This window comes from Microbacterium sp. AC145 (assembly GCF_979258505.1).
The window spans coordinates 1,075,025-1,099,004 of the sequence record NZ_OZ409859.1 but is presented as its reverse complement, the minus strand read 5'-3'; the positions used below and the strand labels follow the sequence as shown (position 1 = coordinate 1,099,004).

Genomic DNA, 23,980 nt, shown 5'->3' with positions numbered 1-23,980 from the left:
CACGGGCTTCCCTTTCGTATGCTGAAGACGTGACCGTCCAGATCGTCCTCGTGCACGGCATCCGCACGTCCGCGACGATGTGGCGGTCTCAGCTCGCCTTCCTGGAGGAGGCCGGGATACCGGCTCATGCGGTCGACCTCCCCGGTCACGGCACCCGGATGCAGGAGGACTTCACCCTGCACGAGGCGCTGCACACGATCGACGCGGCGGTGCGCGACGCTGCGACGCGTGGGCCGGTGCTGCTCGTCGGTCATTCGATGGGCGGGCTGTTGACGCTGGCATACACGGGAGGGGCGCAGCGTCCGCCGGTGTCGGGGTTGATCGCCGCTTCCTGCACCTCGCTCCCCCGCGGCACCGGCCTCGCCGCGTACCGCGTGATCGCGCGGGCGGTGGATCGGCTGCCCGACCGGGGTATGTGGATCACCGAGCGGATCCTCGAGGCGACGATCCCCGAAGACACCCGCTCCGATTTCGCCGCCGGCGGCTATGCGCTCGACACGCAGGACACTGCGCTGCGAAACCTCGCCACACTCGATCTCGCCACCGCGGTCGCTCGCATCGACGTACCGCTCTGGTTCGTCAACGGTCAGTACGACCAGCTCCGCCTGAACGAGGCGCTGTTCCGCCGCCTCGCCCCGCGTGCCGAGCTCATTGTCGTGCCGAGAACCACCCACCTCGTGACAGCCATGCGTCCCGAGGTGTTCAACGCCGTGCTGAAACTGGGTGTCGCGACGATCGAGGCCGAGGTGGCGATCAGCGAACAGGCTGACGCGCGCGAGCGGTGAGGAGTGCTCCGACCACCGACAGCACCGCGGCGACGACGAACACGAGCCAGAAACCGCCCGCCAGAGCGACCAGACCCGCGCCCAGCACCGGGCCGATGAGTTGTCCGAGTGCAGCCGTGACGGTGACCACACCGAGATCGCGCGCGTGGTCCTGATCGTCGGGCAGCAGGTCGGCGGCGAAGGCGAGGCCGACCGTCGAAAACGCTCCGTAGCCGATGCCCATGAGCGCTGCGGCGAACATCGTCGCTTCGAACGTCGGCACGACTGCGATCACGACGCCCGAGCACGCCTGCACGAGAGCAGCCGTGACCGCCAGCCCTCGACGACGGCCGGTGCGGTCCGACAGGATGCCGGTGGCCAAGGAGGCGATCACGACGAAGACCGTGTAGACGACGATCAGCAGCAGCAGATTGTCCTGCGCCTCGACCGTTCCCTGATCGAGACCGTGGATGAGGAAGAAGAGGAACAGCGACGTGCCGAGCGCGTTGCCGACGTTCGTCACCAGGCGCCCCGACAGCATCCAGGCGAAGTCACGATCACGCAAGGCAGCGAGCACCCGTCGCCTCTCCCGAGGCGGACGCTGCTCATCGCGAGCCGGCGCATCCGGAAGCAGCAGAGAGGTCGTCGTGCCGACCACGGCGATGAGCGCTGCGAGCATCAGATAGCCCTCGCGGATGCCCAGTCCGAGCAGAACGACGAGTCCGACTCCGAGCACGATCCCGACTGCTTGGCTCGACCCGACCGCCGCCGATGCGGCACCGCGCTGTGTCTGCGGAAGCTGGTCGGCGATCAGAGCACCGAAGGCCGCGGAAGCGACGGCGACCCCGACGGAGACGCCCAGCCACGCGACCCCCACCGCCCAGGGGCCTTCTGCGAGCCCTGTGGCGACGAGACATCCGGCGGTGAGCCAGACCGCGCCGAGTGCCCAGGGGCGTCGCCGTCGGCGGCCCGCTCGCGTGCGATCGGAGAGCGCACCTGCCACGGGGCCGGCGACGATTCCCGCGAGTCCGCCGATCCCCAGGACGAGACCCGACGACACGACTCCACGGATCCAGTCGTCCTGGGGAGTGTCGAGCTGCAGGGGAAGAAGGAGCTGGACCGGAGTGAGCTGGACGGTCCAGACGGCGAGCCAGGCGAGGGTGAACAGCGTCATCCATCGGGTGCCCACCCGTCCCTTGGCGCTCATCGGAGTCCTGTGGTGCCGAAGCAGCGGATCATGTGGCTCCTTGACGTCGTCGTCGCTAACGGGTCGGCCGCGCTGTCTCCGGCTGAGATGATTGTGCACCTCAGAAGCCGTTTAGGGCGAACGACCCGACTGCTGGTAGAGTTGGTTCTTGGCTTGCGTGTGGGTTCTTCCCTCACGACCGCCGTGTGGAAGCCCTCTTCTTCTGCCGGCACTCCGAATATCTCCTGTACAGAAAGTGTCCACACGTGGCAAACATCAAGTCGCAGATCAAGCGCAACAAGACCAACGACAAGGCGCACGAGCGCAACAAGGCAGTGAAGAGCGAGCTGAAGACGCACATCCGCGCGACCCGCGCCGCTGTCGTCTCCGGTGACAAGGCCGCCGCTGAGGCCGCACTGAAGACCGCTGCCCGCAAGCTCGACAAGGCCGTCAGCAAGGGTGTCATCCACCAGAACCAGGCCGCCAACAAGAAGTCGGCCATCGCCAAGCAGGTCGCCGCTCTCTGAGCACTCTGCATTCGCAGAACAGACCTGCAAGGGTGTGAAGAGCCCGTCCCGTTCGCGGGGCGGGCTCTTTCGTGTCCGTACGTCCTGCGTGTGGGCGCGCTCTACTCGCCGAACGGTCGACGGGTCGCGATCACGGTCAGCATCCGCTCGAGCGCGAAGATCGGGTCGCGTGACGCGCCCTTGACCTCGGCGTCCGCGCGCGCCGTCGCCTGGATCGCGAGACCCAGCGAGCGCTCGTTCCACCCGGCGAGGTCACGGCGTGCACGATCGACCTGCCAGTCCTTCATGCCCAGCCGTTGCGCGAGCTGGCGGCTCGGCTCGCGGTTGCCGGCGACGCGCGCCATCGTGCGGAGCTTCATCGCGAAGGCGGCGACCATCGGCACGGGGTCGGCACCGGATGCCAGCGCGTGGCGCAACGCCACGAGAGACTCGCCGTAGCGCCCTGCGATCGCCGTGTCGGCGACGACGAACGCCGACACCTCGACACGACCGCCGTAGTACTTGGTGACCACGTCTTCGGTGATGTCGCCCTCGACATCACCGATCAGCTGCTGGCATGCCGCGGCGAGCTCAGTGAGATCGTCGGCGAAGGCTGAGACGAGCGCCCGCAGTGCGGGTGGTGCGATGCGCTTGCCTGCTGCCTTGAATTCGCCGGCGGCGAAGTCGACGCGGTCGCTGTCACGCTTGATCGCGGGAGTCGCGATCTCGATGCCGTCGCCGGTTCCTGCTCGGAGCGCATCGAGCAGCTTCTTGCCGCGGACGCTCGCACCGGTGTGCCTGAGGATGACGGTCGCGCCCTCCTGCGGGTGGTCGAGGTACGACACGGCTTCGTTCAGGAACGCATCGGAGCACTTCTCGACGCCGGACACCCGCACGAGTCGCGGCTCGCCGAACAGCGACGGTGACGTGAGCGCGAGGAGCGTGCCGGGCGCGTAGTCGTCGGCGCGCACGTCGGTCACCTCGAGGGCCGGGTCCTCCGCACGCAGATAGTCGCGGACTCCGGCGATCGCACGCTCGGCACAGACCTCTTCGGGACCGAACACCAGCACCAGGGGCGCCGGGCGCGGATCACGCCACGAGACCTGGGCGATCTTGGTCGTCTTGGCGCCCCCACGGGATGCCCCACCACGAGACGAGGGACGCGAAGCTGGCATTCCTCCAGCCTACCGGCGAGGTCGGACACCATCCCACGGCGGCGCAGATGCGGTGCCTACCTGTCGGTCCACACCTGAAGCTCGCCCTCGCGCTCCGCCACGATGACTCGGCCCTGCAGGTCGGTGCGCAGCACGTGGGCGCCGGTCCCCTGCAGGATCGCCAGTATCTCGTCGCGCGGATGCCCGTAGTCGTTGCCCGCTCCCACGCTGATGATCGCAGCAGCGGGTGCCAAAGCCTCGTACAGCCCCGCGTCCTGATCCGCGCTCCCGTGGTGGGCGACCTTCACCACATCGAAGGCGCCGCGGATGTGCGCGGTGCGCATCAGCATCCGCTGCGCCTCCGCCGACAGATCCCCCAGGAAGAGCGAGCGTGGGACATCACCTCCTCCGATCTCGACGATCACGCTCAGATCATTTCCGGGCTGGAACGCCGTAGCGTCGCGCTGAGGCCACAGCACCTTCCACTCGGCTGCCCCGAGCTCGCCGCGAAGGCCCGCGGAAGAGAGCGTGACCGTGGCCCCTCCGTCGGCCAGAAGCCCGAGCATGCGGTCGTCGGCGCTCTCGCCGATGGGGCCGTGCACCACGGTCCCGACGCGCCCCTGCACCGCAGTCACACCCCCGACATGGTCGAGGTCGAAGTGCGTGAGCACGAGGAGATCGATCCTGTCGATCCCCAGCGACTGAAGACATGCGGCCAACGGCTCCGGTTCGGGTCCGGTATCGATCAGCGCCACCTTCCCCTCCGACCGGACGAGCAGCGCATCACCCTGCCCGACATCGCACGCCACCATCGACCAGCCGTCCGGCGTGGTCGAGCTCGCCAGAGGCCCGTCGAGCAGAAGACGCGCACAGCCGAGGGCGATCACGACGGCGAGCACAGTTCCGGCCAGGAGCCGCAGACGACGCCCGCCGACCGTGAGAGGCCCGCCGATCAACACGATCCCGACCGCCGCGCTGACAGCAGTGACGGCTGCGGCGCTCACGACCCCGGCAGGCATCAGTATCTGCGCGAGAGGCACGGTCGAGCTCACCTCCGCCGTGGCGGCGATCCATGATGACGGCAGCCATGCGGAGGCTGCGAGAAGATCTGCCACCGGCGGGATCGGGGCCGCCAGACATGCGAGCATCCCGATCACCGTCGCGACCGGTGCGGCTGGCGCAGCCAACAGGTTCGCGGCGAGTCCGATCAGTGACTGCTGGTCGGCGAACAGCGCGATGATCGGTCCGCACACGAGTTGGGCAGCCAGGGGCACGGCGATCGCGAGCGCGAGCGGCGAGGGCAGCCATCGTCGCATCCCGCGCGCGAGGTGGGGAGCCAGCAGGATCAGCGCACCCGATGCTGCGACGGAGAGCGCGAAGCCCGCATTCGCCGCCAACCACGGATCCGCGAGCAGGATGCCGGTCGCGCTGAGCGCGAGGAGGCCCGCACCGGCACTCGGACGCCCGAGCATCACTGCCATCATCGCGACACCCGCCATGACCCCTGCGCGAATGACGCTCGGTTCGGGGGTGACGAGCACGATGAACCCGCTCAGCGCCACGGCCGCGACGATCACCCTGGTTCGTCGTCCGCCGCCGCAGAGCGCAGTCAGCCAGAACATGGCGCCCACGACGATCGCGCAGTTCGCGCCGCTGACCGCAGTCAGGTGGCTGAGTCCGCTCGCCTTCATCTGCTCGGTGAGCTCCGCCGACACCGCGCGGGTGTCGCCGACGGCGAGGCCAGGAAGAAGCCCGGCACCCGGCTCGGGCAGCTTCAGTACGCGACCGATGAAGCCGCTGCGCAGATCGGCCGCCACGGCGAAGACGCCCTGCGCCGGCACGTCGACCTCGGCCGAGCTCGCGAACACGACGAGCGCCGCCCTCTCCCCCGGATCCGTCGCCGTAACCTCGCCCATGACCCTGACCGTCGCGCCGAGATCGAAGCCCTCCGTCGGATCGATACCGACCCGCACCGGCGCCGACGCAGCCTGCACCGACCCCGGCGGCCCGATGCCCGTGAGCTGCACCTCCATCCACAACCGACCGTCGCGACCGACCGACGCAGACGAGGTGACCTCGCCGGTCGCCTCGACCACACGCCCGTCCCACGACGCCGCGCTGTCGCGAGCGGGTACCGCGGTGAGAACCGCTATCGCCACGGCAGCCGCAGCAGCGAGCACCACCAGCACCAATCCGCCCCTCGATGCCGAGCGGTCCGCGCGGCGCACCATGACAGCCAGCACCACGGCCGCCCCCGTCGCGCCCGTGAGAGCGCACCATCCCGCCGCGACCGGCACGAACACGCACAGAAGAGCGACCGCCCACGCCGCTCCGGCCATCGGCAGAACGCGCAGATCGCGCATCACACCCGCGCACCGTTAGAAATCTGGAGGATCGGAGTTCCGCACAGATCGTTCGGCCCGTTAGCCACGCACATCAGAACACCGTATTGGCAGCTGTCTAGCGGCGCTGATCGAAGCGAACACGTGCGTGGAGACTAAGTGGATGCTGGAGGGATGTGCAGACGTAGTGGGAAATACCGTCTCGCACAGCGGGACGCTGGCGCGCGGTCCGTGACTAATCGAACGGATGGAGTCTGCCTTGCTCGTCACTCACGTCGACGAGGGGAGTCCATCCCACACACACCTCTTGTTCGTCGCGGGGGTACGAGCCCCGGCGGGTGGGGTCACTGGTGTCCTGGGGCACCGCCTTAGGGGCGAGGATCAGGCGTCCCGCCGTGGCTTCGGCGTGCGCTCGAGTGTCGAAGTTTCGGCCCCTGCCGCGGCGTCTCCGATACCGACCATGTTGCCCCTCCGGACGCCCTCACCGCCGGTGGCACTCACTGACACAGATCAGCTGCCCCGAGGTTGACAGACCTGACGCTGGAAGCGAGAGCCGCGCCGCGAAACGTTGCAGGCGACTCAAAAGGTTACAGTCTCGATCACTACGCGATTCGGATAGCTTGTCCGGACTTTCGCGCGCGATGGTCGCTGCGAGCGACACTGATCACAAGCGCGATCGAGAGGCCGATGAGGACGTACTCAACGGTGGCGACCGCGGCGTCACCGCCGAGCACAGGCGCGTCCGAGTGCGCGTCGCTGCCCAGTTGCATGAATCGGGCGAAATCCCCGAGGCCGTGGAGCAGGATGGGCACCCAGAGCGTCCCGGTTGCTCTCAGTGCGCCGTAGAAGAGCGCGCCGTCCATTGCGAGGAAGGCGACGGCCAGAACCGTCGCGGGAAGTGGCACGCCATTGAAGAGGTAGCCGACGATGTGGCCGAGACCGAAGGCTATCGAGGTGATGAGCAGTGCAGCGAGCTCGCCGTGGTGTCCGCGGATGGCGACTCGGAAAATGCCGCGGAAATAGAGTTCTTCTCCGATGCCGATCAGGAGCGATCCGCCCAGGAAGATCAGCATGACCGGGACAGCTCGGTCCGACCAGGGTACGTCGAGGAGGATCAGCGTGATCTGGACGACGAGGACCACGGGGATGGCCAGCAGCCACCAGCGCTTGCGTTCGGTGAACGGCGATGGAGATGTCCACGCTTCTCGGAGCCAGCCGGCCCGCCGGGCGAACAACAGCCCGATGATGATGAGGACACCCACCGGAAGCCAGGTGTTGATGATGAAGCTCAGGGCGTCATCATCGCCGGCAAGCGGGTCGAGGAGGTTCGCGATGACTGCGGCGATGAGGACGTAGAGGACAGCGGCTGCGATGCCGACCCAGATGCTGCGGGGAACCGGTCGCGGATCGGTGCGAGTCGTCATGAGGTGGCTCCCTGGGTGTATGTGCGCAGTCCGTCTTGCTCTTCGCGCGCTCGATGACGAGGTAGTCAGTGCTCAGCGCGATCCGCTTACCGCGTCGCGCTGAGCACTCCACCTTATCCAGTGCGTAGGTCGCCCTGCCCGCAAGCTGCTCGAAGCGGCCACCCGCGACACCGTACGGTCCGAGATGCCGGTGGGAACCCACTCACCCCGCGAGACGGGGAATCGCGAGCCAGCGCAGGCGAAGACCAGGAGCAGAAAGACCCGACGATCGCGCTGTGACAGCTCACTCTGAGTCGCCGGTTCATCAGGGACACGACGCGGCCGATGATCGGGGCGAACAGCTGAAGGCCGCTGTGACGGCGTCCCGACCGGTCCTGGGGGAACCCATCGGGACACCTAGCCGGCTTCATTGGGGACTCCACCGGCTGGAGGCCGCGTACCTTGGCCACGGCCACCATACGCCCAATACACTTCTGTATCTACGGGGTGCGCACAGCGGAGGGATACTGCGCGAGAACGCCCTCGACGGGTGCTCATCAACCAGAGGCACCCACCCGCCTCACGCACCCGCACCCACCGCCTCTCCTCGATCATCGGCGTAACGTTGCCGGTCACGGGAGCCCGGCATGCGCGCGGCGCCCGGTCCATGGCGGAACCACACCGCCCGACCGAGAGGACGTTCAGATGCGTATCGATCTCACAGGCAAATCAGCCCTGGTGACCGGCTCGACCCAGGGCATCGGACGAGCGATAGCAACAGCACTCGCTGATGCCGGAGCTCGTGTCGCCATCAACGGACGCACCCCTGAAACCGTGTCGTCCGTCGTCTCCGACCTCCAGGGCGAGAACCCCAGTCGCGATCTGGTCGCCGCACCCGGCGACGTCACCGACTCGGCGGGGGCAGACGCAGTGCTCGATGCCGTCGGGCGGGTCGACATCCTCGTCAACAACCTCGGCATCTTCGGCTCGACACCCGCCCTCGACATCACCGACGACGAATGGCGGCGCTACTTCGACGTGAACGTGCTCGCAGCCGTTCGACTGATCCGCTCATCACTCCCGGGGATGAAGGAGCGCGGCTGGGGCCGGGTCCTGAACATCGCCAGCGACTCAGCCGTCGTGATCCCCGCCGAGATGATCCACTACGGGATGTCGAAGACGGCGTTGCTCGCCGTCTCCCGCGGATTCGCGAAGGATGCTGCGGGCACCGGCGTCACGGTCAACTCCGTGCTCGCCGGCCCGACCCACACCGGCGGCGTGGAGGACTTCGTCTACGAGCTGGTCGACACAGAGCTGCCGTGGGACGAAGCACAGCGCGAGTTCATGAAGTCGCACCGCCCGCAGTCGCTGCTGCAACGACTCATCGAGCCCGAGGAGATCGCGAACATGGTCACCTACCTCGCCTCCCCACTCGCGTCGGCGACGACCGGCGCCGCAGTGCGCGTCGACGGCGGCTACATCGACTCGATCGTCCCCTGAGGCCGGAGGGACGCGACGACATCCGCGCGCGATCGTGGACAGGATTCGACACCATCGTACGCTGGTGCCATGGAGCGGCCGCTGCGCAATCCGGGGATCGTGCTCGCGACCAGCTCGATCTCGAGAGAGGAAGTCGTCGCGAATGCATGACGTGATCGTGATCGGCGCCGGACTCGCGGGCCTCCGCTGCGCTGGACTGCTCGCCGCGGGCGGGCTCGATGTCGTCGTCCTCGAGGCCGCTGATGCCGTCGGAGGACGTCAGCGCACCGACATCGTCGACGGCTTCCGGCTGGATCGTGGCTTTCAGGTACTCAACCCGGCTTACCCCGCGCTCCGCCGCAGCGTCGATCTCGATGCGCTCGCACTGCGGAGCTTCCCGGTGGGTGTAGGGGTGCGCACGGCGGATGGGATGGCCGAGCTGCGGCATCCGTTGCGGCATCCGCTGTCGATCGGCACCTCACTGCGCAGCGGCCTGGTGAACAGTCGGGATGCGGTCGGGCTGGCTCGCTGGGCCGCACCGGCATTGGTGCGTCCGCTCTCACGTCTCGCACGGAACGACGTCACGCTGCGCGAGGGCTGGGACGCCGTGGGGCTCCGCGGCCCGCTCCGCACCGCCGTGCTCGAACCGTTCCTCGCCGGGGTCCTGGCGGAGAGCCGCGGCGAGACATCGAACGCGTTCGCCCGGCTGCTCGTGCGGTACTTCGCGCTGGGCCGCCCCGGCCTCCCCGCACAAGGGATCGCTGCGGTTCCGGAGCAGCTTGCGGCACACGCACGCACGGCGGGCGCTGACATCCGTCTCGGCGCCGCCGTGGAACGCGTTTCGGCTCTCGGAGAAGGCATCCGCGCGGACGTGACCGACGGCGACTCCGTCCACGCCGCCCGGGTGGTCGTCGCGGTCGGCCCCGAGGATGTCGCCGGTCTCACCGGGCTTGCCGAGCCGGCGACGAACGGGCTGCAGACCTGGTGGTTCGCCGCTGCCGAACCGCCGACCGGATCCGCGTTGCTCACCGTCGACGGGCGGCACGGACGCGGCCCCATCGTCAACACCGTCGTGATGACACACACAGTGCCTTCTTACGCCCCGGCCGGGCACCACCTCATCGCTGCTACTGGCCTGCTGCCGCGAGGCGGTGACCCCGCGGAGGAGAGCGAGGTCCGCCGCCACCTCGGTGAGATCTGGGATGCAGACATCAGCGCGTGGGAGCTCATCCGGCGCGACGACATCGTCGACGCGCTCCCGGCCCAGCCGGCGCCCCTGCGCGCGCCCCGACCGCCGCGTCGCACCGAGCGGCTGTACGTCGTCGGCGACCATCGCGACACCGCGTCGATCCAAGGAGCGCTCGCGTCCGGCGAACGCGCCGCGCGTGTGCTCTTGACCGACGCGCGAGCGTCGAGCAGCAGCCCACCGCATCACAGCTGACGGTCTCACGTACTCGCGACGCCGCGCTTGTCCCCCGAACGGCCGATACCGGAGGCTGCGGACATACGCGAGGATTGCCTTTTGTGAGGATTGCGAGCGACAGGTGGGCGCGATGAGGGGCTCTCGATGACGACGCGCGATCAATCGGCCGACGCCCTCTCCGATTTCGCAGACCTCATGGCCCACGAGCAGGAGCTCAGCGGCGACCTGATCGATCCCGCGGTGCGCCGAAAGCGCAGGCGACGAGGGCTCATCATCACCACCGCCTGCATTGTTCTGCTGCTCGCTGTGACGGGCGGCTACATCGGGTGGGCGCTCACCACGCCGGTGAACCCGCCCGCGGCGACCACGCACACACCGCAGGTCCCGGTCGGCGCCCCTGCTGCCTTCGCCGCACCGCCGGCCGCCGCCTCGGCGATCAGCATCGCCGGAGCCGAGGCCTATCTGGGCGAGACGGCCAGCGGCACCTGGTCGATCACAGGGACGGGCGAACCGCTCCCGATCGCGAGCATCACCAAGCTGATCACCGCCCTCGTCATCCTCGATGCATCGCCGCTCGCCTCGGCCGACGACCCCGGGCCGACCATCACATTCGACAAGGCCGACCACGATCTCTACGACCAGTACTACGTGCAGGGCGCGACCATCGCTCCGATGCCCACCGACACCTCGATGTCGCTGCACGATGCCCTGGCGGTCATGCTCATCCCCTCCGCGAGCAACTACGCCGAGGCGCTGTCATCGCGGATCTTCGGATCGCAGAGTGCATTCCTCGGCGCGACGCGCGACTGGCTCGCAGCCCACGGACTCACCGGTACGACGGTCGCGGAGCCCACCGGCATCAGTCCGCGCAACACGAGCACGACCGCCGACCTGCTGGCCATCGCGAAACTCGCCGCCGCGCATCCGGCCATCGCTCAGATCGTCGCGACCTCATCGGTCACGATCCCCGGCGCCGGCCCGCTGCACAACACCAACGGACTCCTCGGCACCGCCGGGATCACGGGATTGAAGACCGGCAACCTGGGCACGGGCACACACAACCTCCTGTACACGGCGACACTCGACGTCGGCACGGCCGCTCCGCTCGCCGTCACCGGCGTCGTCCTCGGAGGAGCATCGCGCGAGTCGGTGAACGCCACCGTGGTCTCCGCCCTCGACAGCATCCGCTCAGGTTTCCACCAGGTGCCCGTCGCGACCGAAGGCCAGGAAGTCGGATCCATCTCGACCCCCTGGGGAGAGACCGCCACGCTCCTGATCGGCGAGAGCGCGTCGATCTTCACCTGGTCGGACACCCCGATCGAGGTGACGATGGATATCGAGACCCCACCCACCTACCGAGACGGCACGGTCGTCGGAACCGTCACCTGGACGGCCGGCCCGAACACCGTCACCGCTCCCGTGACGATCGCGGGGACCATCGATCCGCCCACCGAGTGGTGGCGACTCACTCACCCGTCTGAGCTCGGCTCTGTGATGGACGCCGTGGACTGAGGCCGTCGGCCCCTCACACCCGCACACCATCGCGGATGCCGGCGAGCAGCTTCTCACCGATTCCGGGCACAGCCAGCAGATCGTCGACGGACGCGAATCGCCCGTTCTCCTCGCGCCATGCGATGATCCGCTCGGCCAGCGCCGGACCGATGCGAGGCAGCGTCTCGAGCGAGGCCTGGTCCGCGCTGTTGAGATCGATCCGGTCGTCGGCGGGCTGAGACGGACCGGCACCGCCCTCACCACCCACCGCCGCGACGACCGGAACGACGATCTGCTCGCCGTCTTCGAGCACGCGAGCCAGATTGATGCCTGCCAGATCGGCGTCATCGGTCGTACCACCGGCGGCGGCTACGGCATCGACCATGCGGGAATCGAGATCGAGGACATACAGGCCCGGATGCGCGACTGCCCCGAGCACGTGCACGTAGAGCTCTCCCGATGCCGCGGTCTCACCGGCGTCCGCGGTCAGTGCCACCGACTCGGTCGGCGCCGACTGCCCCTTGAGCAGACCGAGACCGACCGCTCCCGACAGGACCACGAGTCCGACGACCACGGCCGCACCGATACTCACCTGGAATCGGCGAGTTCGCGGAGGACTCGGCGGTGTCTCGGGCATCCGGCCACGCTAAGGGGAGGCGATCCCTCGCCTCGTGCAGCGTGCCGCCGGCCGTGGAGAATCACGGACAGCGGCACGCGGTGCAGGACTGCTCAGCCCTTGACGACGATGCTCACGATCTTCGGCGCGCGCACGACGACCTTCACGATCTCGCGGTCGCCGATCGAGCGGATCACACGCTCGTCGGCACGGGCGAGCGCTTCGAGCTCGGCCTCGCCGATGCGAGCGGAGACCTCCAGCTGCGCGCGGACCTTGCCGCCGACCTGCACGACTGCCGTGACGGTGTCTTCGACCAGCAGCACGGGGTCGGCGGAACGCCACGTCACCAGGCCGACGGACGGCTCGTGGCCGAGAGCCTCCCACATCTCCTCCGCGGTGTGCGGGGCGATGAGGTCGAGCATCACTGCGATCGTCTCGGCCGCCTCCCGCACCGCGGGGTCACCCGCGCCTCCGGCGCCGTCGATCGTCTTGCGCGTGACGTTCACCAGCTCCATCAGTCGGGCGACGAGCACGTTGAACTTCGTCTGCTCGACGAGACCCGGCGCCTCGGACAGCAGCTTGTGCGTCGCGCGGCGCAGCGTGGCGTCGCCGCCGGCGAACACCACGTCGACGGGGCTCGAGACCTCATGCGCGATGCGCAGCACGCGTGACAGGAACTTCTGGGCACCGGTCGTCGAGACGTCGGCCCAGTCCTTGTCGTCTTCGACCGGGCCGGCGAAGGCGAGGCCCACGCGCAGCGCGTCAGCGCCATGAGCGTCGAGCTCCTCCTGGAAGAGCACGAGGTTTCCCTTGCTCTTCGACATCTTCTGTCCGTCGAGCAGCACCATGCCCTGGTTGATCAGGTTCGAGAACGGCTCGGTGAAGTCGATGAGTCCCATGTCGAACAGGACCTTCGTGATGAAGCGCGCGTACAGCAGGTGCAGGATCGCGTGCTCGACACCGCCGATGTATGAGTCGACCGGTGCCCAACGAGCAGCCTGTGCCGGGTCGAATGCCACGGTGTCGCTGTTCGGCGAGAGGAACCGCAGGAAGTACCACGAGCTGTCGACGAACGTGTCCATCGTGTCGGGGTCGCGAAGCACCGGCTCACCGGACGCGGGATCGACGGTGCGCACCCAGCTCTCCGCGCCGCCCAGGGGCGAGGTGCCCTTGGGCTTCAGGTCGAGGCCCTCGACGCTGGGCAGCGTGACGGGCAGCTTGTCTTCGGGCACCGGGATGATGCTGCCGTCCTCGGCGTGGAGCATCGGGATCGGGGTGCCCCAGAAGCGCTGGCGCGAGATCAGCCAGTCGCGCAGACGGTAGTTCTTCGCGGCACGACCCGTTCCGGATGCCTCGAGCTGCTCGATCGCCCTGGCGATCGCATTGCGCTTGGAGAGGCCGTTGAGCGCGCCGGAGTTGATCATGCGGCCTTCGCCGGTCAGCGCGATGCCCGTCGACGCCGGGTTCTGCTCGTCGAGTGCTGCACCGGTATCGATCGGCACGCCCTCATCGTCGACCTCGATCACAGGCATGGCGCCGGTGATCGGTGCCGTCGTGTCGACCACGACCTTGACCGGCAGGTCGAACGCGCGGGCGAAATCGAGGTCACGCTGATCGTGCGCAGGCACCGCCATGACGGCGCCGTGGCCATAGTCCGCCAGCACGTAATCGGCGGCCCAGATCGGCAGCTTCTCGCCACTCACGGGGTTGATCGCGTAGCGCTCGAGGAAGACACCGGTCTTCGGGCGATCCGTCGACTGGCGATCGATGTCGGTCGTCTTCTGCACGTCACCCAGGTACTTCTCGAAGCGCTCGCGCACCTCGACCGGAGCGTCGGCTGCCAGCTCGGCAGCGAGATCACCGTCGGGCGCGACGACGAAGAACGTCGCACCGTGCAGGGTGTCAGGGCGCGTCGAGAAGACCGTGACCGGCTCGTCGCGGCCTTCGATGCGGAAGTCGACATCGGCTCCGACCGAGCGACCGATCCAGTTGCGCTGCATCTGCAGCACCTTGTGCGGCCAGCGTCCCTCGAGCTGGTTCAGGTCGTCGAGCAGACGGTCCGCGTAGTCGGTGATCCGGAAGTACCACTGGGTCAGCTTCTTCTTGACGACCTCGAAGCCGCAGCGTTCGCAGCGGCCGTCGACGACCTGTTCGTTCGCCAGCACGGTCTGGTCGTTGGGGCACCAGTTGACCGGGCTCTTCTTGCGGTAAGCCAGGCCACGCTCCGACATCTGCAGGAACAGCCACTGATTCCAGCGGTAGTACTCGGGGTCGGAGGTGTGCAGCACCCGACTCCAGTCGAACGAGACGCCATAGGCCTCGAACCCGACCTTCTGCTGGGCGATGTTCTGGTAGGTCCACTCGCGGGGGTCGGCGCCCTGACGGATCGCCGCGTTCTCAGCGGGCAGACCGAAGGAGTCCCAGCCGATCGGGTTGAGCACATTGTGGCCGCGGTGGCGCCAGAAGCGCGCGACGATGTCGGAGTAGAGGTAGTTCTCGGCGTGCCCCATGTGCAGATCGCCCGAGGGATACGGGAACATCGCGAGCACGTAGCGACGCGGCCGCGTGTCGTCGTCGCCGCCAGTGAGGAACGTGCCGTTCTCCGCCCAGTACTTCTGCCACTTGGCCTGGATGGCGTGCGCCGAGGAGGACTCCTCGTCGACGGGAGAGGTGGACAGGTTCTCAGACAACGAACGCACGACCAATCTGAAGGGAAAAGGGGATCAGCTCAGGATATCGGAAGCCCAGGCGCCCGGCATTTCCGCTCCGAGTGCGGCCAACGGTGCACTCGCCTTGGTCGCGACCTCTCGGACCTCGGATGCCGCAACCGACCGCCAGGTGATCCCCCCGCCCGCACCGACGCGTGCACCGCGATTATCGAGGACGACGCTCCGGATGACCATGGCCAGGTCGATCGTCCCGTCGTCGCCGACGTAGCCGAAGCATCCGGAGTAGAGCCCGCGCGGTCCTCCTTCGAGGTCCCGCAGCGCGGTCATGGCAGACAGCTTCGGTGCCCCCGTCATGCTTCCCGCGGGAAACGCCGAGGCGAGGAGACCGCCGAGCGTCGTCCCGTGCGCCACTGTGCCGCTGACAGTACTGACCAGTTGGTGCACGGCCGGATATGTCTCGACCTCCCAGAGCGCGTCGACGCGGATGGACCCCGGCTCGCTGACCCGCGAGAGATCGTTGCGCATGAGGTCGACGATCATGACGTTCTCCGCACGCTCCTTCGGGTCGACGGCGAGCTCCGCAGCGAGTGCTGCGTCATCGACGGCGTCTCGTCCGCGGGGACGCGTGCCCTTGATCGGTCGGGTGCGGATCACACCGGCCTCGGCGTGCAGGAACTGCTCCGGGCTGGCGCTCAGAAGCGTCACCCCGGCGATGCGCAGGTATCCCCCGTGATGGGCCGGTGTCGCTGATCGGAGCCGGCGATACGTCGCCACCGGGTCATGGGCCCCGGGCACGGAGAACCGCGTGGTGAGGCAGAGCTGATAGGCGGTGCCCGCCCGGATCAGCTCGCGGCATCGCTCGATGAGCGCCGCATACTCGTCAGGAGCATGCCTGGCGACCGCCACCGTGGTCTCCGAGACAGCCGCCACGGCCGGCGCCGGGCTCACCGAGGCGATGTACCCCGCCCATGCGTCATGATCGTGCTCGTCCGTCACGGTCCACACTCGACCCGTCGCGTGCTCGAAGGCGGCCATCCGTGTGATGCGCACCCCTGCCGCCGCGGGCTCGTCCTCCCCGAGTACGATCGGCGCCCCTGCGGCGCGCGCCCCTGACTCGTAGTCCCACCACCCGATCCAGCCGCTCTGCAGCGGCGGCCCTGCCGCGACGGTCGCGGCCGTGGCATCGATGCGAACGTCGTCGGGAACGGGTGACGCCTCCCCGGTGCCGACATAGCTCCAGCCCTCGACGGCTCCAGCACCGGCATCCAACCAGAAGACGTCCTCGACCACGGCTTCGAGGGCGACGAACAGAGCGTCGGGATCGACCTCGAGGGGCAGGACGCGAGCGGTCAGGCGGTCGGGCACGTTCTCAGCCTAGGCCTCCCCTGCTCCCGTATTCTCAAGGAGTGGATGACCTGCTGCTGTGGCTGTTCGACCTGATCCAGTCGATCGATCCAGTCACGCGCACGCTCATCGCCGGCGTCGCAGTGATGCTCGAGACGAGCATTCTCATCGGTCTCGTCGTTCCCGGCGACACGATCGTCATCATCGCCTCCATGGGAGTCTCCGGCCTCATCGAGGCCATCGCCATGGTGGTCGCCGTCGTCATCGGCGCCTTGATCGGCGAGAGCATCGGATTCTGGCTCGGCCGCTGGGCAGGGCCGCACATCCGCCGCTCGTGGATAGGCCGTCGCGTCGGCGAGGCCAACTGGGTCCGGGCGGAGAACTACCTCGCCCGGCGCGGCGGCATCGCCATCTTCCTCTCGCGCTTCCTTCCCGTGCTGCACTCCCTGGTACCGCTCACGGTGGGGATGAGCCACTTCTCATACCGACGTTTCATCGCATGGACGACGCCTGCCTGCCTGCTGTGGGCGGCGGCCTACGTGAGCATCACGTCGCTCGCTGCCGGCAGCTTCCGTGAGCTCGTGGACCGCGTGCATTTCGCCGGCTACATCTTCGTCGGGATCATCGCGCTCTTCCTCGTGCTGATCTTCGTGGGCAAGAAGGTGCTCGCGCGTCTGGAGGCACGCCACCTCGAGTCCGGCGACGCCGACACGCAGAGCAGCGCGGACGTGAAAGACTGAAGCAATGGCTTCCGCACCCCCGGCGCCCCGGATCCACTGGTTCGCGCGTCTCGAACACCGCTTCCATGTGTGGCGAGAGGGCCGAGCGCGCCGCCGCGGTCGTACGGCGACGATTCTGCCGTTCCCCGGTTACGGCGGTCCCGGATGGGTGCGCGTCGTCGGTCGGGTGCTGATCGTCCCTCCGCAGCGACGGACGAAGGACGGAGAGCCTGCCAGCGTCAGAGGTTGGCGGAGCTTCGTCGGCATCCCGGTGAGCTTCGCCAAGGTCACCGTGCAGATCGGCGACTCGGTGCACCATGTGATCGCAGACCGGGGCGGCGTGATCGACTCGGTCGTGGAGTCGACGCTGGAGCCCGGGTGGCAGACGTTCACTTTCTCGGTCGAAGGTCAGAAACCCGTCGAGACGACGGCATTCGTGGTGTCGGAGTCCACACGATTCGGCATCGTGTCAGACGTCGACGACACCGTGATGGTCACCGCGCTCCCTCGCCCGTTCATCGCCGCGTGGAACTCGTTCGTCGTTGACGAGCACGCTCGACTTCCTGTGCCCGGCATGGCCGTGCTGCTCGACCAGGTGCTGCGCGAGCATCCCGGTGCTCCCATGATCTATCTGTCCACGGGGGCGTGGAATGTGGCTCCCACACTGACCCGCTTTCTCGGACGCCATCTCTTCCCCGCCGGGTCCATGCTCCTCACCGACTGGGGCCCCACTCACGACCGCTGGTTCCGCAGCGGTCGTGAGCACAAGTTGACGAACCTGCGCCGCCTGGCCACCGAGTTCCCCGAGATGAAGTGGCTGCTCATCGGCGACGACGGCCAGCACGACGAGGCGATCTACTCCCAGTTCATGGACGAGCACCCCGACTCCGTGGCAGGCGTCGCCATCCGCCGTCTGCTGCCCGCCGAGGCCGTGCTCGCGGGTGGTCGTGCAGGACGCGAGCCCCACTCCGAGGATGTCGCCCCGTGGGTGAGCGCCGAAGACGGAGCAGGCCTCCGCGATCTGCTCGGCGAAGCCGGCATCCTGCGTTGAGATGATCCTCTTCCGTGCCGAGTGGCAGAGGCGCGAGGCGGCGCACCACGAGCGGGCGGATGCGCTCACCGCCGAGCATCGCGCGCGTTCGGCTCGCGGCGAGAAGCATCCGGTCTGGGACTTCCTCTTCACCTACTATTCGTATAAGCCGGCACAGTTGAGACGGTGGCACCCCGGCGCCGGCGTCGAACTCGAGGACGCTCCCGAGCGCGCGAGCTGGCGCTGGTACTCCCCCGGCGCGACGGCCGGTGGCGTCGTTCCCGATGCGGATCTCTTCGCGAGCGAGAAGTCCGAACTCGCCGCGCTGATCGAGCGGATGCTGCGGCGCACATCATCTCGACCCGGACAGTTCGGATGCTTCGGGCTGCATGAGTGGGCCATGGTCTATCGCGCCGACGAGCATCGACATTCCGTGCCGCTCCGGCTCGGCCGGTCCGGCACCGATGCGGTGATCGAGAGCCACGATCTGCGCTGCACGCACTTCGATGCCTTCCGGTTCTTCACCCCCGAGGCCGTTCCGCTCAACCGAGAAGCGCTGACGCGCGACGACCAGCCCCTCTTCGAACAACCGGGATGTCTGCACGCCGGTATGGACCTGTACAAGTGGGCTCTGAAGCTCGGGCCACTCGTACCGGGCGAGCTGCTGCTCGACGCATTCGAGCACGCACGCGACATCCGGCTGCTCGACATGCAGGCTGCGCCCTACGACCTCTCGGCGTGGGGCATCGTGCCCGTGCGCATCGAGACCGCTGAGGGCAAGGCCGAGTATGTGCGTCGCCAGCGGGTCTTCGCCGATCGAGGAGCATCGCTGCGCACCGAGTTGCTGAACGTCTGGCTCGGAGCGGAACTTCCGGTCACCTCAGACGTCTGACACCTTCTCGCTGCGACCTCACTCGACCGGCTCGCATTCGCCGCACAGCACCCACTCGGCGCTCGACGCGCTGAGTTCCCCTCGCAAGGTCAGCACGCGCGTCGCCGCATCGGCGAGCCGGTCGGCCGACAGGCCTCCGGATTCGACCGCTGCGGTCACGCCGCTGACGATCTGCCCCGCCGTCTGATCCGTCGAACCGGCGATCATGAGCACGAGGTCGGTACCCGCCGCGAGTGCAGAGATCGCGTTCGCGACGGGGTCCGCATACGCGGGGATTCCGGAGGACTGGAGCATACCGAGATCGTCGCTCACGATCACTCCGTCGAAACCGAGCTCTTCACGAGCGATCTCGTGCCACCGCGGCGACAACGAAGCCGGAGCCGGATCCACCGCGGTGTATGCGAGGTGCCCGAACATCAGCACGGAGGCCCCCGCGTCGATCCCCGCAGCGAACGGTGTCGCGTCCGAGGCCCGCCACTGCTCCAGCGACTCGTCCGTGCTCGGGATCGCGTGGTGAGAGTCACCGGGAGCCGCGCCGTGGCCGGGGAAGTGCTTGAGTGTCGAGGCAAGGAACTGCTCCTGCGCGACGGTGGCGGCAGCGACCCGTTGGGCCGCAGAGGCCGGATCGATGCCCAGCGCTCTGCCGTGGATGAATGACGACGGGTCGGCGGTGACGTCGGCGACGGTGCCGAAGTTCACCGTGATTCCGGACTGCGCCACGAGCGAGGCGCGCGCGGAGAACGCGGCCGTCGTCTGATCGAGGGGCGCGGACTTGAGCGTCGTGGATGCGGCGTAGTCGTCGCCCTCCAGCCGCGACACGATGCCGCCCTCCTGATCGATCGCGATGAGAGGGGGCAGATCCGCGTCAGGGGCGAGTGCGGTCGTGATCGCCGTCAGGTCGACACCGCTGGCCGGGATGTTCCCGCCCATCAGGATGAACCCGCCCAGCCCCTGAGCCATATACGCGCTCAACGCCGCGGGGTCGGTCGTGGAGGTGTGCCCCATCACGACGCTCGCCGCCTGCTCGGATGTGGTCATGTTCTCGACCATCGCCGCGGCGCGTTCGTCTGGGCCGGGCGAGGCGGCGCCCGCCGCGGCGACGTGCGCGGAGGGAGTCGCGGCCGCGTGGGCGGCTCCGGCCGACGCGCTCGCCGGAACGGCCAGTGCCGCGACGGCGATCATCGCTCCGGCGGCCCAGCCCCGGCAGCGAGACATGTCTCTCAGGCGCGGAACGCGTCGGCGATCGGCGTGGAGTCCTCGTCGCCTCCGTTGCCGAAGCGGATCGTGCGGCCGAAGGTCGATGGATTCTCGAGCGTCTCGGCGATCACGGCCGCGACATCGGCACGGGAGACCTCTGCCTTGCCCTCGGCATCGAGGAGGATTCGCCCGGTCGGCTCGTCGAACGTGAGCGTTCCCGGTCCGAGGATCGTGCCGTCGAGATCGGTGCCGCGCAGGTGCTCGTCTGCAGCCCATTTGGCGTCGGCGTAGGGGAAGAAGTCGGAGTCCTCAGGGACGCCATGATCGGCCTTCGACCCGATCCAGGAGACCATCACGTATCGCTTCACGTCGGCATCCGCTGCGGCATCCATCGTGCGGATCGCAGCATCGCGGTCGACCGCGTAGGTGCGCTCCGCTGAGCCGCCCCCTGCGCCGGCGGACCACACCACGGCATCGTGGCCGCCGATGATCGCGGCGAGCTCCTCCGTGCCCAGGGACTCGACGTCGGCGACGAGCGCACGGGCACCGCCCTGCTCGACCTCGGCGACATGATCAGGATTGCGGATGACCGCCGTGACCTCGTCACCTCGAGCGACGAGGAGAGGAGCGAGCAGCAGTGCGATGCGGCCGTGGCCGCCGAAGACGATGATTCGCGACATGTCCTCCACCCTACGCGCCCTCTCCGACGTCGGCTCCGGATGCGCTTCTCGTGAGACTCAGCGCGGCCCTTCGGAGCTGTCGATCACGAAAGCCTGCGGGTGCCCGGGCAGGTAGCGCACGACGACCGGTTCCCCAAAGGGCAGGTAGGCATCGCGATCCGGATAGACGGCCGGAGTGAAGAAGTTGCTCTCGATCGTGTACTCCACGCCTGTCGAGGTCGTGAACGTCACCCACTCTCCGTCCATGGTGCCGGTCGTGGGCTGGCCGTGCTCGTGGATGTACGCGCGAGTGACGGGCACGCCGGTGAGGCTGAGGATGCCGATGACGAGATTTCCCACCATGACGACGGCGAGGATCCTGAACACGAGTCGACGGACGACTCCGCCGAGCCGACCGCGGGTGGCATCGCCGTCGTGGAGCAGGCCCTCCCGCTCCCGGACGCGTCGGAGTGCCGCGCCAGGCGTGCTCCGAGACCCCGAGAGCGCGAACAGCCCGAGTATCGAGAAGCCGGCGATGAAGACCATCGCGTACCCGTGGGCGGCGGGGAAGTTCACCAGCCAGATCAGGGTGTCGAGGATGTTCATCGGGCCGGCTCCTTCTCGATCGTCACGGCCACGGTCTGCGGATCCTCGCGACGGTAGAACGCCCAGATCGGCGCTCCGACCTGGAAGCGCGAGATCGCCTCCGGGTGCGCGAACACCGTCGTGTCCGCCTCCCAGGTCGACACTCCGTCCGGCGCCATCAGCACCTTAAGTGCGAGCTCGCTCTGGCCTTCGAGCCTGCGGCCCGTCGGACGCACCTCGAGCACGGATGCCGGCACCTGGATGCCGGTCGTCCGCGCCTTCACGAGACGCGGATCGATGAGGCCCCGGTCGATCCGCCACTGCAGCAGTGCGTCATGCACCGCCGGATCGGTGACGTCCGCGAGCTCCAGCGTGTCGGGGTCGGTCGCGCTGTAACGCACCGGCAGCACCTGTCCGACCTGCACGGAGGAGATGTCGCCGGCATCCACGAGCATCCCGAGCTGGCCGATGAAGTCGTCGCCGGCCGTAGGCGTGACGCGGATGAACAGGTCGTACTGCGGCATGTCGTTCACGGTCAGTCCCGTGCGGGCGACCTCGACGATGCGCCCCACGCCGATATGCGCTTCTCCGCGCACCCTGCGGCGTCTTCCGAGCCCGGACATCGTTCCGGCGAATGTGAGGATCAGACCCCACGCGACGCCGATCATGATCGGGGCCGCCAGGGTGTCCTCGCCGCCGAAGGGCAGAATCGACTCCCTCTGGTCGACGCCGAAGAGCCCCTCCCCCGTCCAGACGACGAGCCAGGCGGACAGAAGCAGCCAGACGACCAGGACCACCACGCGCAGCATGGCCTCAGCGTAGCGGCCGAGGCAGGCTTGTCCGTGAGTGCAGAGAGCTCGGGTCAGGGGGATACGGCAGAAGAGTATGTCTCGCGAAGCGCCTTCCGCACCCCTGTCGCCGCAGAACGCCCCGCACGGTTCGCGCCGATCGTGCTCGCGGAAGGACCGTAGCCGACGAGCTGGATGCGAGGGTCTTTGACCGACGTCGTTCCGCGGCCGGCCCTGTCGAGCTGGATGCCACCGGCTTCGCTGCGCAGCCGCAGCGGCGCAAGATGAGCGATCGCGGGCCGGAACCCGGTGGCCCAGAGGATCACGTCGACGCGTTCGAAGGATCCGTCGGCCCAACGCACGCCGTCCGGTTCGATACGCACGAACATCGGTCGACGGGCCGCGTACGCACCGAGCCGTTCGGCTTCTCTCTCCTGATCGCGCAGCATGAGTCCGGTGACGCTCACCACGCTCTGAGGCGGGAGACCGCGCGCCACCCGCTGCTCGACGAGCGCGACGGCTGCAGCGCCCGCCTCAGGGGTGAAGTCGTCAGTCCGCCAGACCGGCTCCCGGCGAGTCGCCCAGAGGGTGTCGGTGATCGGAGCGAGCGCACCGAGGAACTGGACGGCGGAGGCGCCGCCTCCGACGATCAGCACTCGCTTCCCGACGAAATGTTCGGGCCCGGGGTAGTCGACGGTATGCAGCTGCTCACCGACGAACGTCTCCATGCCGGGGTAATGCGGCAGGAACGGATGCGTCCACGTACCCGTCGCGTTCACGAGCGTGCGGGAGCGCCACGACCTCTCGCCCGCGTGCACGACGAGCTCTCCGTCTTCGTCCTCCACCCGGTCGACCCGCACGGGCCGGACGACCGGCAGCCGATGATCGCGCTCGTACGCTGCGAAGTATTCCGGCACCGCCATGTTCGCCCGGCGACCGTCGCGGGGCGGCGCAACGTCGCCGGGAAGCTCTGCGACTCCGTGCACGTCGCGCATCGTCAGAGCATCCCAGCGGTGACGCCATGCTCCCCCAGGCTCTGTGTCGCCGTCGAGCACGACGTGGGAGACCCCGAGTCGCGTGAGATGGAAGGACGCCGACAGTCCGGCCTGTCCCGCGCCGATCACGATGCTGTCGAGGAGGTTCACGATGGAGTCAACGCGCGCAGCGGTGCGGTTGTTCCGGCGCCCACCCGCCCATCGTCGGCAGGCTTCGCGAGTCAGAGGGCGATCTGGTAGTGCGTGTATCCGGTGTGGGTGGCGACGCGATCGTAGAGCGCCCGGGCGGTCTCGTTGCCCTCCTGGGTGAGCCAGTACACTTTCGTGCATCCGCGCTGCGCCGCCCAGTCGCGAACGTGCGCGATCAGCATCCGCCCGGCGCCGGCGCCGCGCGACTCGAAATCGACGAAGAGATCCTCGAGATAGCAGTAGTCGGATCGGCTCCATGTCGCCGGATGCGTCAGCCAGTGCACGATGCCCACGGCACGGCCGTCGTCATCACGAGCGATCGCGCCGTGCAGGTCCTGGTCTTCCACGAGACGGGCGAACGTGTCAGCGGTGACGTCGCTCGAGATCTCGGCCCCATAGAACGTGAGATAGCCGGCCCACAGACGTTCCCAGTCCGAGAAGTCGTGCTGTGTGAGAGCGTCGATCGTCGTCATTCCCCCACCCTATTCACCAGGCATCGGCGACGCGCCCGGGAGACCGGCGCCGATTGGTGTTGCGCGCGATGCGTGT

General features: G+C 68.2%; 21 protein-coding genes. 8 read left to right on the top strand and 13 right to left on the bottom strand.

Translation table 11 applies throughout. The features are described from left to right. Positions 1 to 29 precede the first annotated feature (29 nt). Positions 30 to 785: an alpha/beta fold hydrolase gene (locus ACZZZN_RS05345; protein WP_463504157.1), complete on the top strand. Its 756-nt coding sequence runs from the start codon at positions 30 to 32 to the stop codon at positions 783 to 785. Here ACZZZN_RS05345 and ACZZZN_RS05340 read toward each other — a convergent pair. Further along, positions 754 to 1,971: an MFS transporter gene (locus ACZZZN_RS05340; RefSeq protein WP_463504156.1), complete on the bottom strand. Its 1,218-nt coding sequence runs from the start codon at positions 1,969 to 1,971 to the stop codon at positions 754 to 756. The two genes, ACZZZN_RS05345 and ACZZZN_RS05340, sit on opposite strands and share 32 nt — an antisense overlap. 245 nt (positions 1,972 to 2,216) lie before the next feature. Here ACZZZN_RS05340 and rpsT point away from each other — a divergent pair, with 245 nt between their 5' ends. Further along, on the top strand, positions 2,217 to 2,477 hold the full coding sequence (gene rpsT / locus ACZZZN_RS05335) for a 30S ribosomal protein S20 (RefSeq protein WP_201470029.1): 261 nt from the start codon (positions 2,217 to 2,219) through the stop codon (positions 2,475 to 2,477). A gap of 101 nt (positions 2,478 to 2,578) precedes the next feature. Here rpsT and holA read toward each other — a convergent pair whose 3' ends face one another. The 3 genes from holA to ACZZZN_RS05320 all read right to left on the bottom strand — a co-directional run bounded on the left by holA (position 2,579) and on the right by ACZZZN_RS05320 (position 7,376). Beyond that, entirely contained in the window at positions 2,579 to 3,631 is a 1,053-nt protein-coding gene (gene holA / locus ACZZZN_RS05330) for a DNA polymerase III subunit delta (protein ID WP_463504155.1), read from the bottom strand. 56 nt (positions 3,632 to 3,687) lie between these two features. Next, on the bottom strand, positions 3,688 to 5,973 hold the full coding sequence (locus ACZZZN_RS05325) for a ComEC/Rec2 family competence protein (protein WP_463504154.1): 2,286 nt from the start codon (positions 5,971 to 5,973) through the stop codon (positions 3,688 to 3,690). A 581-nt stretch (positions 5,974 to 6,554) separates the two neighbouring features. Further along, complete coding sequence (locus ACZZZN_RS05320) at positions 6,555 to 7,376, bottom strand: lysostaphin resistance A-like protein (protein WP_463504153.1); 822 nt, start codon at positions 7,374 to 7,376, stop codon at positions 6,555 to 6,557. 684 nt (positions 7,377 to 8,060) lie between these two features. On the opposite strand from ACZZZN_RS05320, the gene ACZZZN_RS05315 reads away from it, so the two are divergent. From ACZZZN_RS05315 to ACZZZN_RS05305, 3 genes are all read left to right on the top strand, one after another. Further along, a complete protein-coding gene (locus ACZZZN_RS05315) occupies positions 8,061 to 8,855 on the top strand; it encodes an SDR family NAD(P)-dependent oxidoreductase (protein WP_463504152.1) in 795 nt (264 codons plus the stop codon). Positions 8,856 to 8,997: 142 nt separating this feature from the next. Continuing rightward, positions 8,998 to 10,275, top strand: a complete 1,278-nt coding sequence (locus tag ACZZZN_RS05310; RefSeq protein ID WP_463504151.1) for an FAD-dependent oxidoreductase — start codon at positions 8,998 to 9,000, stop codon at positions 10,273 to 10,275. A 126-nt stretch (positions 10,276 to 10,401) separates the two neighbouring features. Beyond that, positions 10,402 to 11,769: a D-alanyl-D-alanine carboxypeptidase family protein gene (locus ACZZZN_RS05305; protein ID WP_463504150.1), complete on the top strand. Its 1,368-nt coding sequence runs from the start codon at positions 10,402 to 10,404 to the stop codon at positions 11,767 to 11,769. Between the two features lie 13 nt (positions 11,770 to 11,782). Here the strand turns inward: ACZZZN_RS05305 and ACZZZN_RS05300 are convergent, their stop codons facing one another. The 3 genes from ACZZZN_RS05300 to ACZZZN_RS05290 all read right to left on the bottom strand — a co-directional run bounded on the left by ACZZZN_RS05300 (position 11,783) and on the right by ACZZZN_RS05290 (position 16,398). Beyond that, positions 11,783 to 12,385, bottom strand: a complete 603-nt coding sequence (locus tag ACZZZN_RS05300; RefSeq protein ID WP_463504149.1) for a helix-hairpin-helix domain-containing protein — start codon at positions 12,383 to 12,385, stop codon at positions 11,783 to 11,785. Positions 12,386 to 12,477: 92 nt separating this feature from the next. Continuing rightward, entirely contained in the window at positions 12,478 to 15,054 is a 2,577-nt protein-coding gene (gene leuS, locus ACZZZN_RS05295; RefSeq protein WP_463504148.1) for a leucine--tRNA ligase, read from the bottom strand. A gap of 33 nt (positions 15,055 to 15,087) precedes the next feature. Then, positions 15,088 to 16,398, bottom strand: coding sequence for an anthranilate synthase component I family protein (locus tag ACZZZN_RS05290; protein WP_463504147.1), 1,311 nt, complete (start codon positions 16,396 to 16,398; stop codon positions 15,088 to 15,090). Between the two features lie 41 nt (positions 16,399 to 16,439). On the opposite strand from ACZZZN_RS05290, the gene ACZZZN_RS05285 reads away from it, so the two are divergent. From ACZZZN_RS05285 to ACZZZN_RS05275, 3 genes are read left to right on the top strand one after another with little or no spacing between them, the layout of a single operon-like run. After that, positions 16,440 to 17,117, top strand: a complete 678-nt coding sequence (locus ACZZZN_RS05285; protein WP_463504146.1) for a DedA family protein — start codon at positions 16,440 to 16,442, stop codon at positions 17,115 to 17,117. Positions 17,118 to 17,121: 4 nt separating this feature from the next. Further along, the gene (locus ACZZZN_RS05280; RefSeq protein ID WP_463504145.1) at positions 17,122 to 18,147 is read left to right on the top strand and encodes an App1 family protein; all 1,026 of its coding nucleotides are present in this window, start codon (positions 17,122 to 17,124) and stop codon (positions 18,145 to 18,147) included. Position 18,148: 1 nt separating this feature from the next. Beyond that, positions 18,149 to 19,018, top strand: a complete 870-nt coding sequence (locus ACZZZN_RS05275; protein WP_463504144.1) for a 3-methyladenine DNA glycosylase — start codon at positions 18,149 to 18,151, stop codon at positions 19,016 to 19,018. A gap of 18 nt (positions 19,019 to 19,036) precedes the next feature. Here ACZZZN_RS05275 and ACZZZN_RS05270 read toward each other — a convergent pair whose 3' ends face one another. The 6 genes from ACZZZN_RS05270 to ACZZZN_RS05245 form a co-directional block, all read right to left on the bottom strand. Next, positions 19,037 to 20,233: a glycoside hydrolase family 3 N-terminal domain-containing protein gene (locus ACZZZN_RS05270; protein WP_463504143.1), complete on the bottom strand. Its 1,197-nt coding sequence runs from the start codon at positions 20,231 to 20,233 to the stop codon at positions 19,037 to 19,039. Positions 20,234 to 20,238: 5 nt separating this feature from the next. Next, positions 20,239 to 20,895 carry an SDR family oxidoreductase gene (locus ACZZZN_RS05265; protein ID WP_463504142.1) on the bottom strand — a complete coding sequence of 219 codons (657 nt, stop codon included), beginning with the start codon at positions 20,893 to 20,895 and terminating at the stop codon, positions 20,239 to 20,241. 57 nt (positions 20,896 to 20,952) lie between these two features. Continuing rightward, on the bottom strand, positions 20,953 to 21,480 hold the full coding sequence (locus ACZZZN_RS05260; RefSeq protein ID WP_463504141.1) for a hypothetical protein: 528 nt from the start codon (positions 21,478 to 21,480) through the stop codon (positions 20,953 to 20,955). Further along, positions 21,477 to 22,268, bottom strand: coding sequence for a hypothetical protein (locus tag ACZZZN_RS05255; protein ID WP_463504140.1), 792 nt, complete (start codon positions 22,266 to 22,268; stop codon positions 21,477 to 21,479). Before ACZZZN_RS05255 ends, ACZZZN_RS05260 begins: the two co-directional genes overlap by 4 nt. A 53-nt stretch (positions 22,269 to 22,321) precedes the next feature. Next, the gene (locus tag ACZZZN_RS05250) at positions 22,322 to 23,392 is read right to left on the bottom strand and encodes an NAD(P)-binding domain-containing protein (RefSeq protein WP_463504139.1); all 1,071 of its coding nucleotides are present in this window, start codon (positions 23,390 to 23,392) and stop codon (positions 22,322 to 22,324) included. A gap of 71 nt (positions 23,393 to 23,463) precedes the next feature. After that, the gene (locus ACZZZN_RS05245) at positions 23,464 to 23,904 is read right to left on the bottom strand and encodes a GNAT family N-acetyltransferase (protein ID WP_463504138.1); all 441 of its coding nucleotides are present in this window, start codon (positions 23,902 to 23,904) and stop codon (positions 23,464 to 23,466) included. Positions 23,905 to 23,980: the final 76 nt, after the last annotated feature.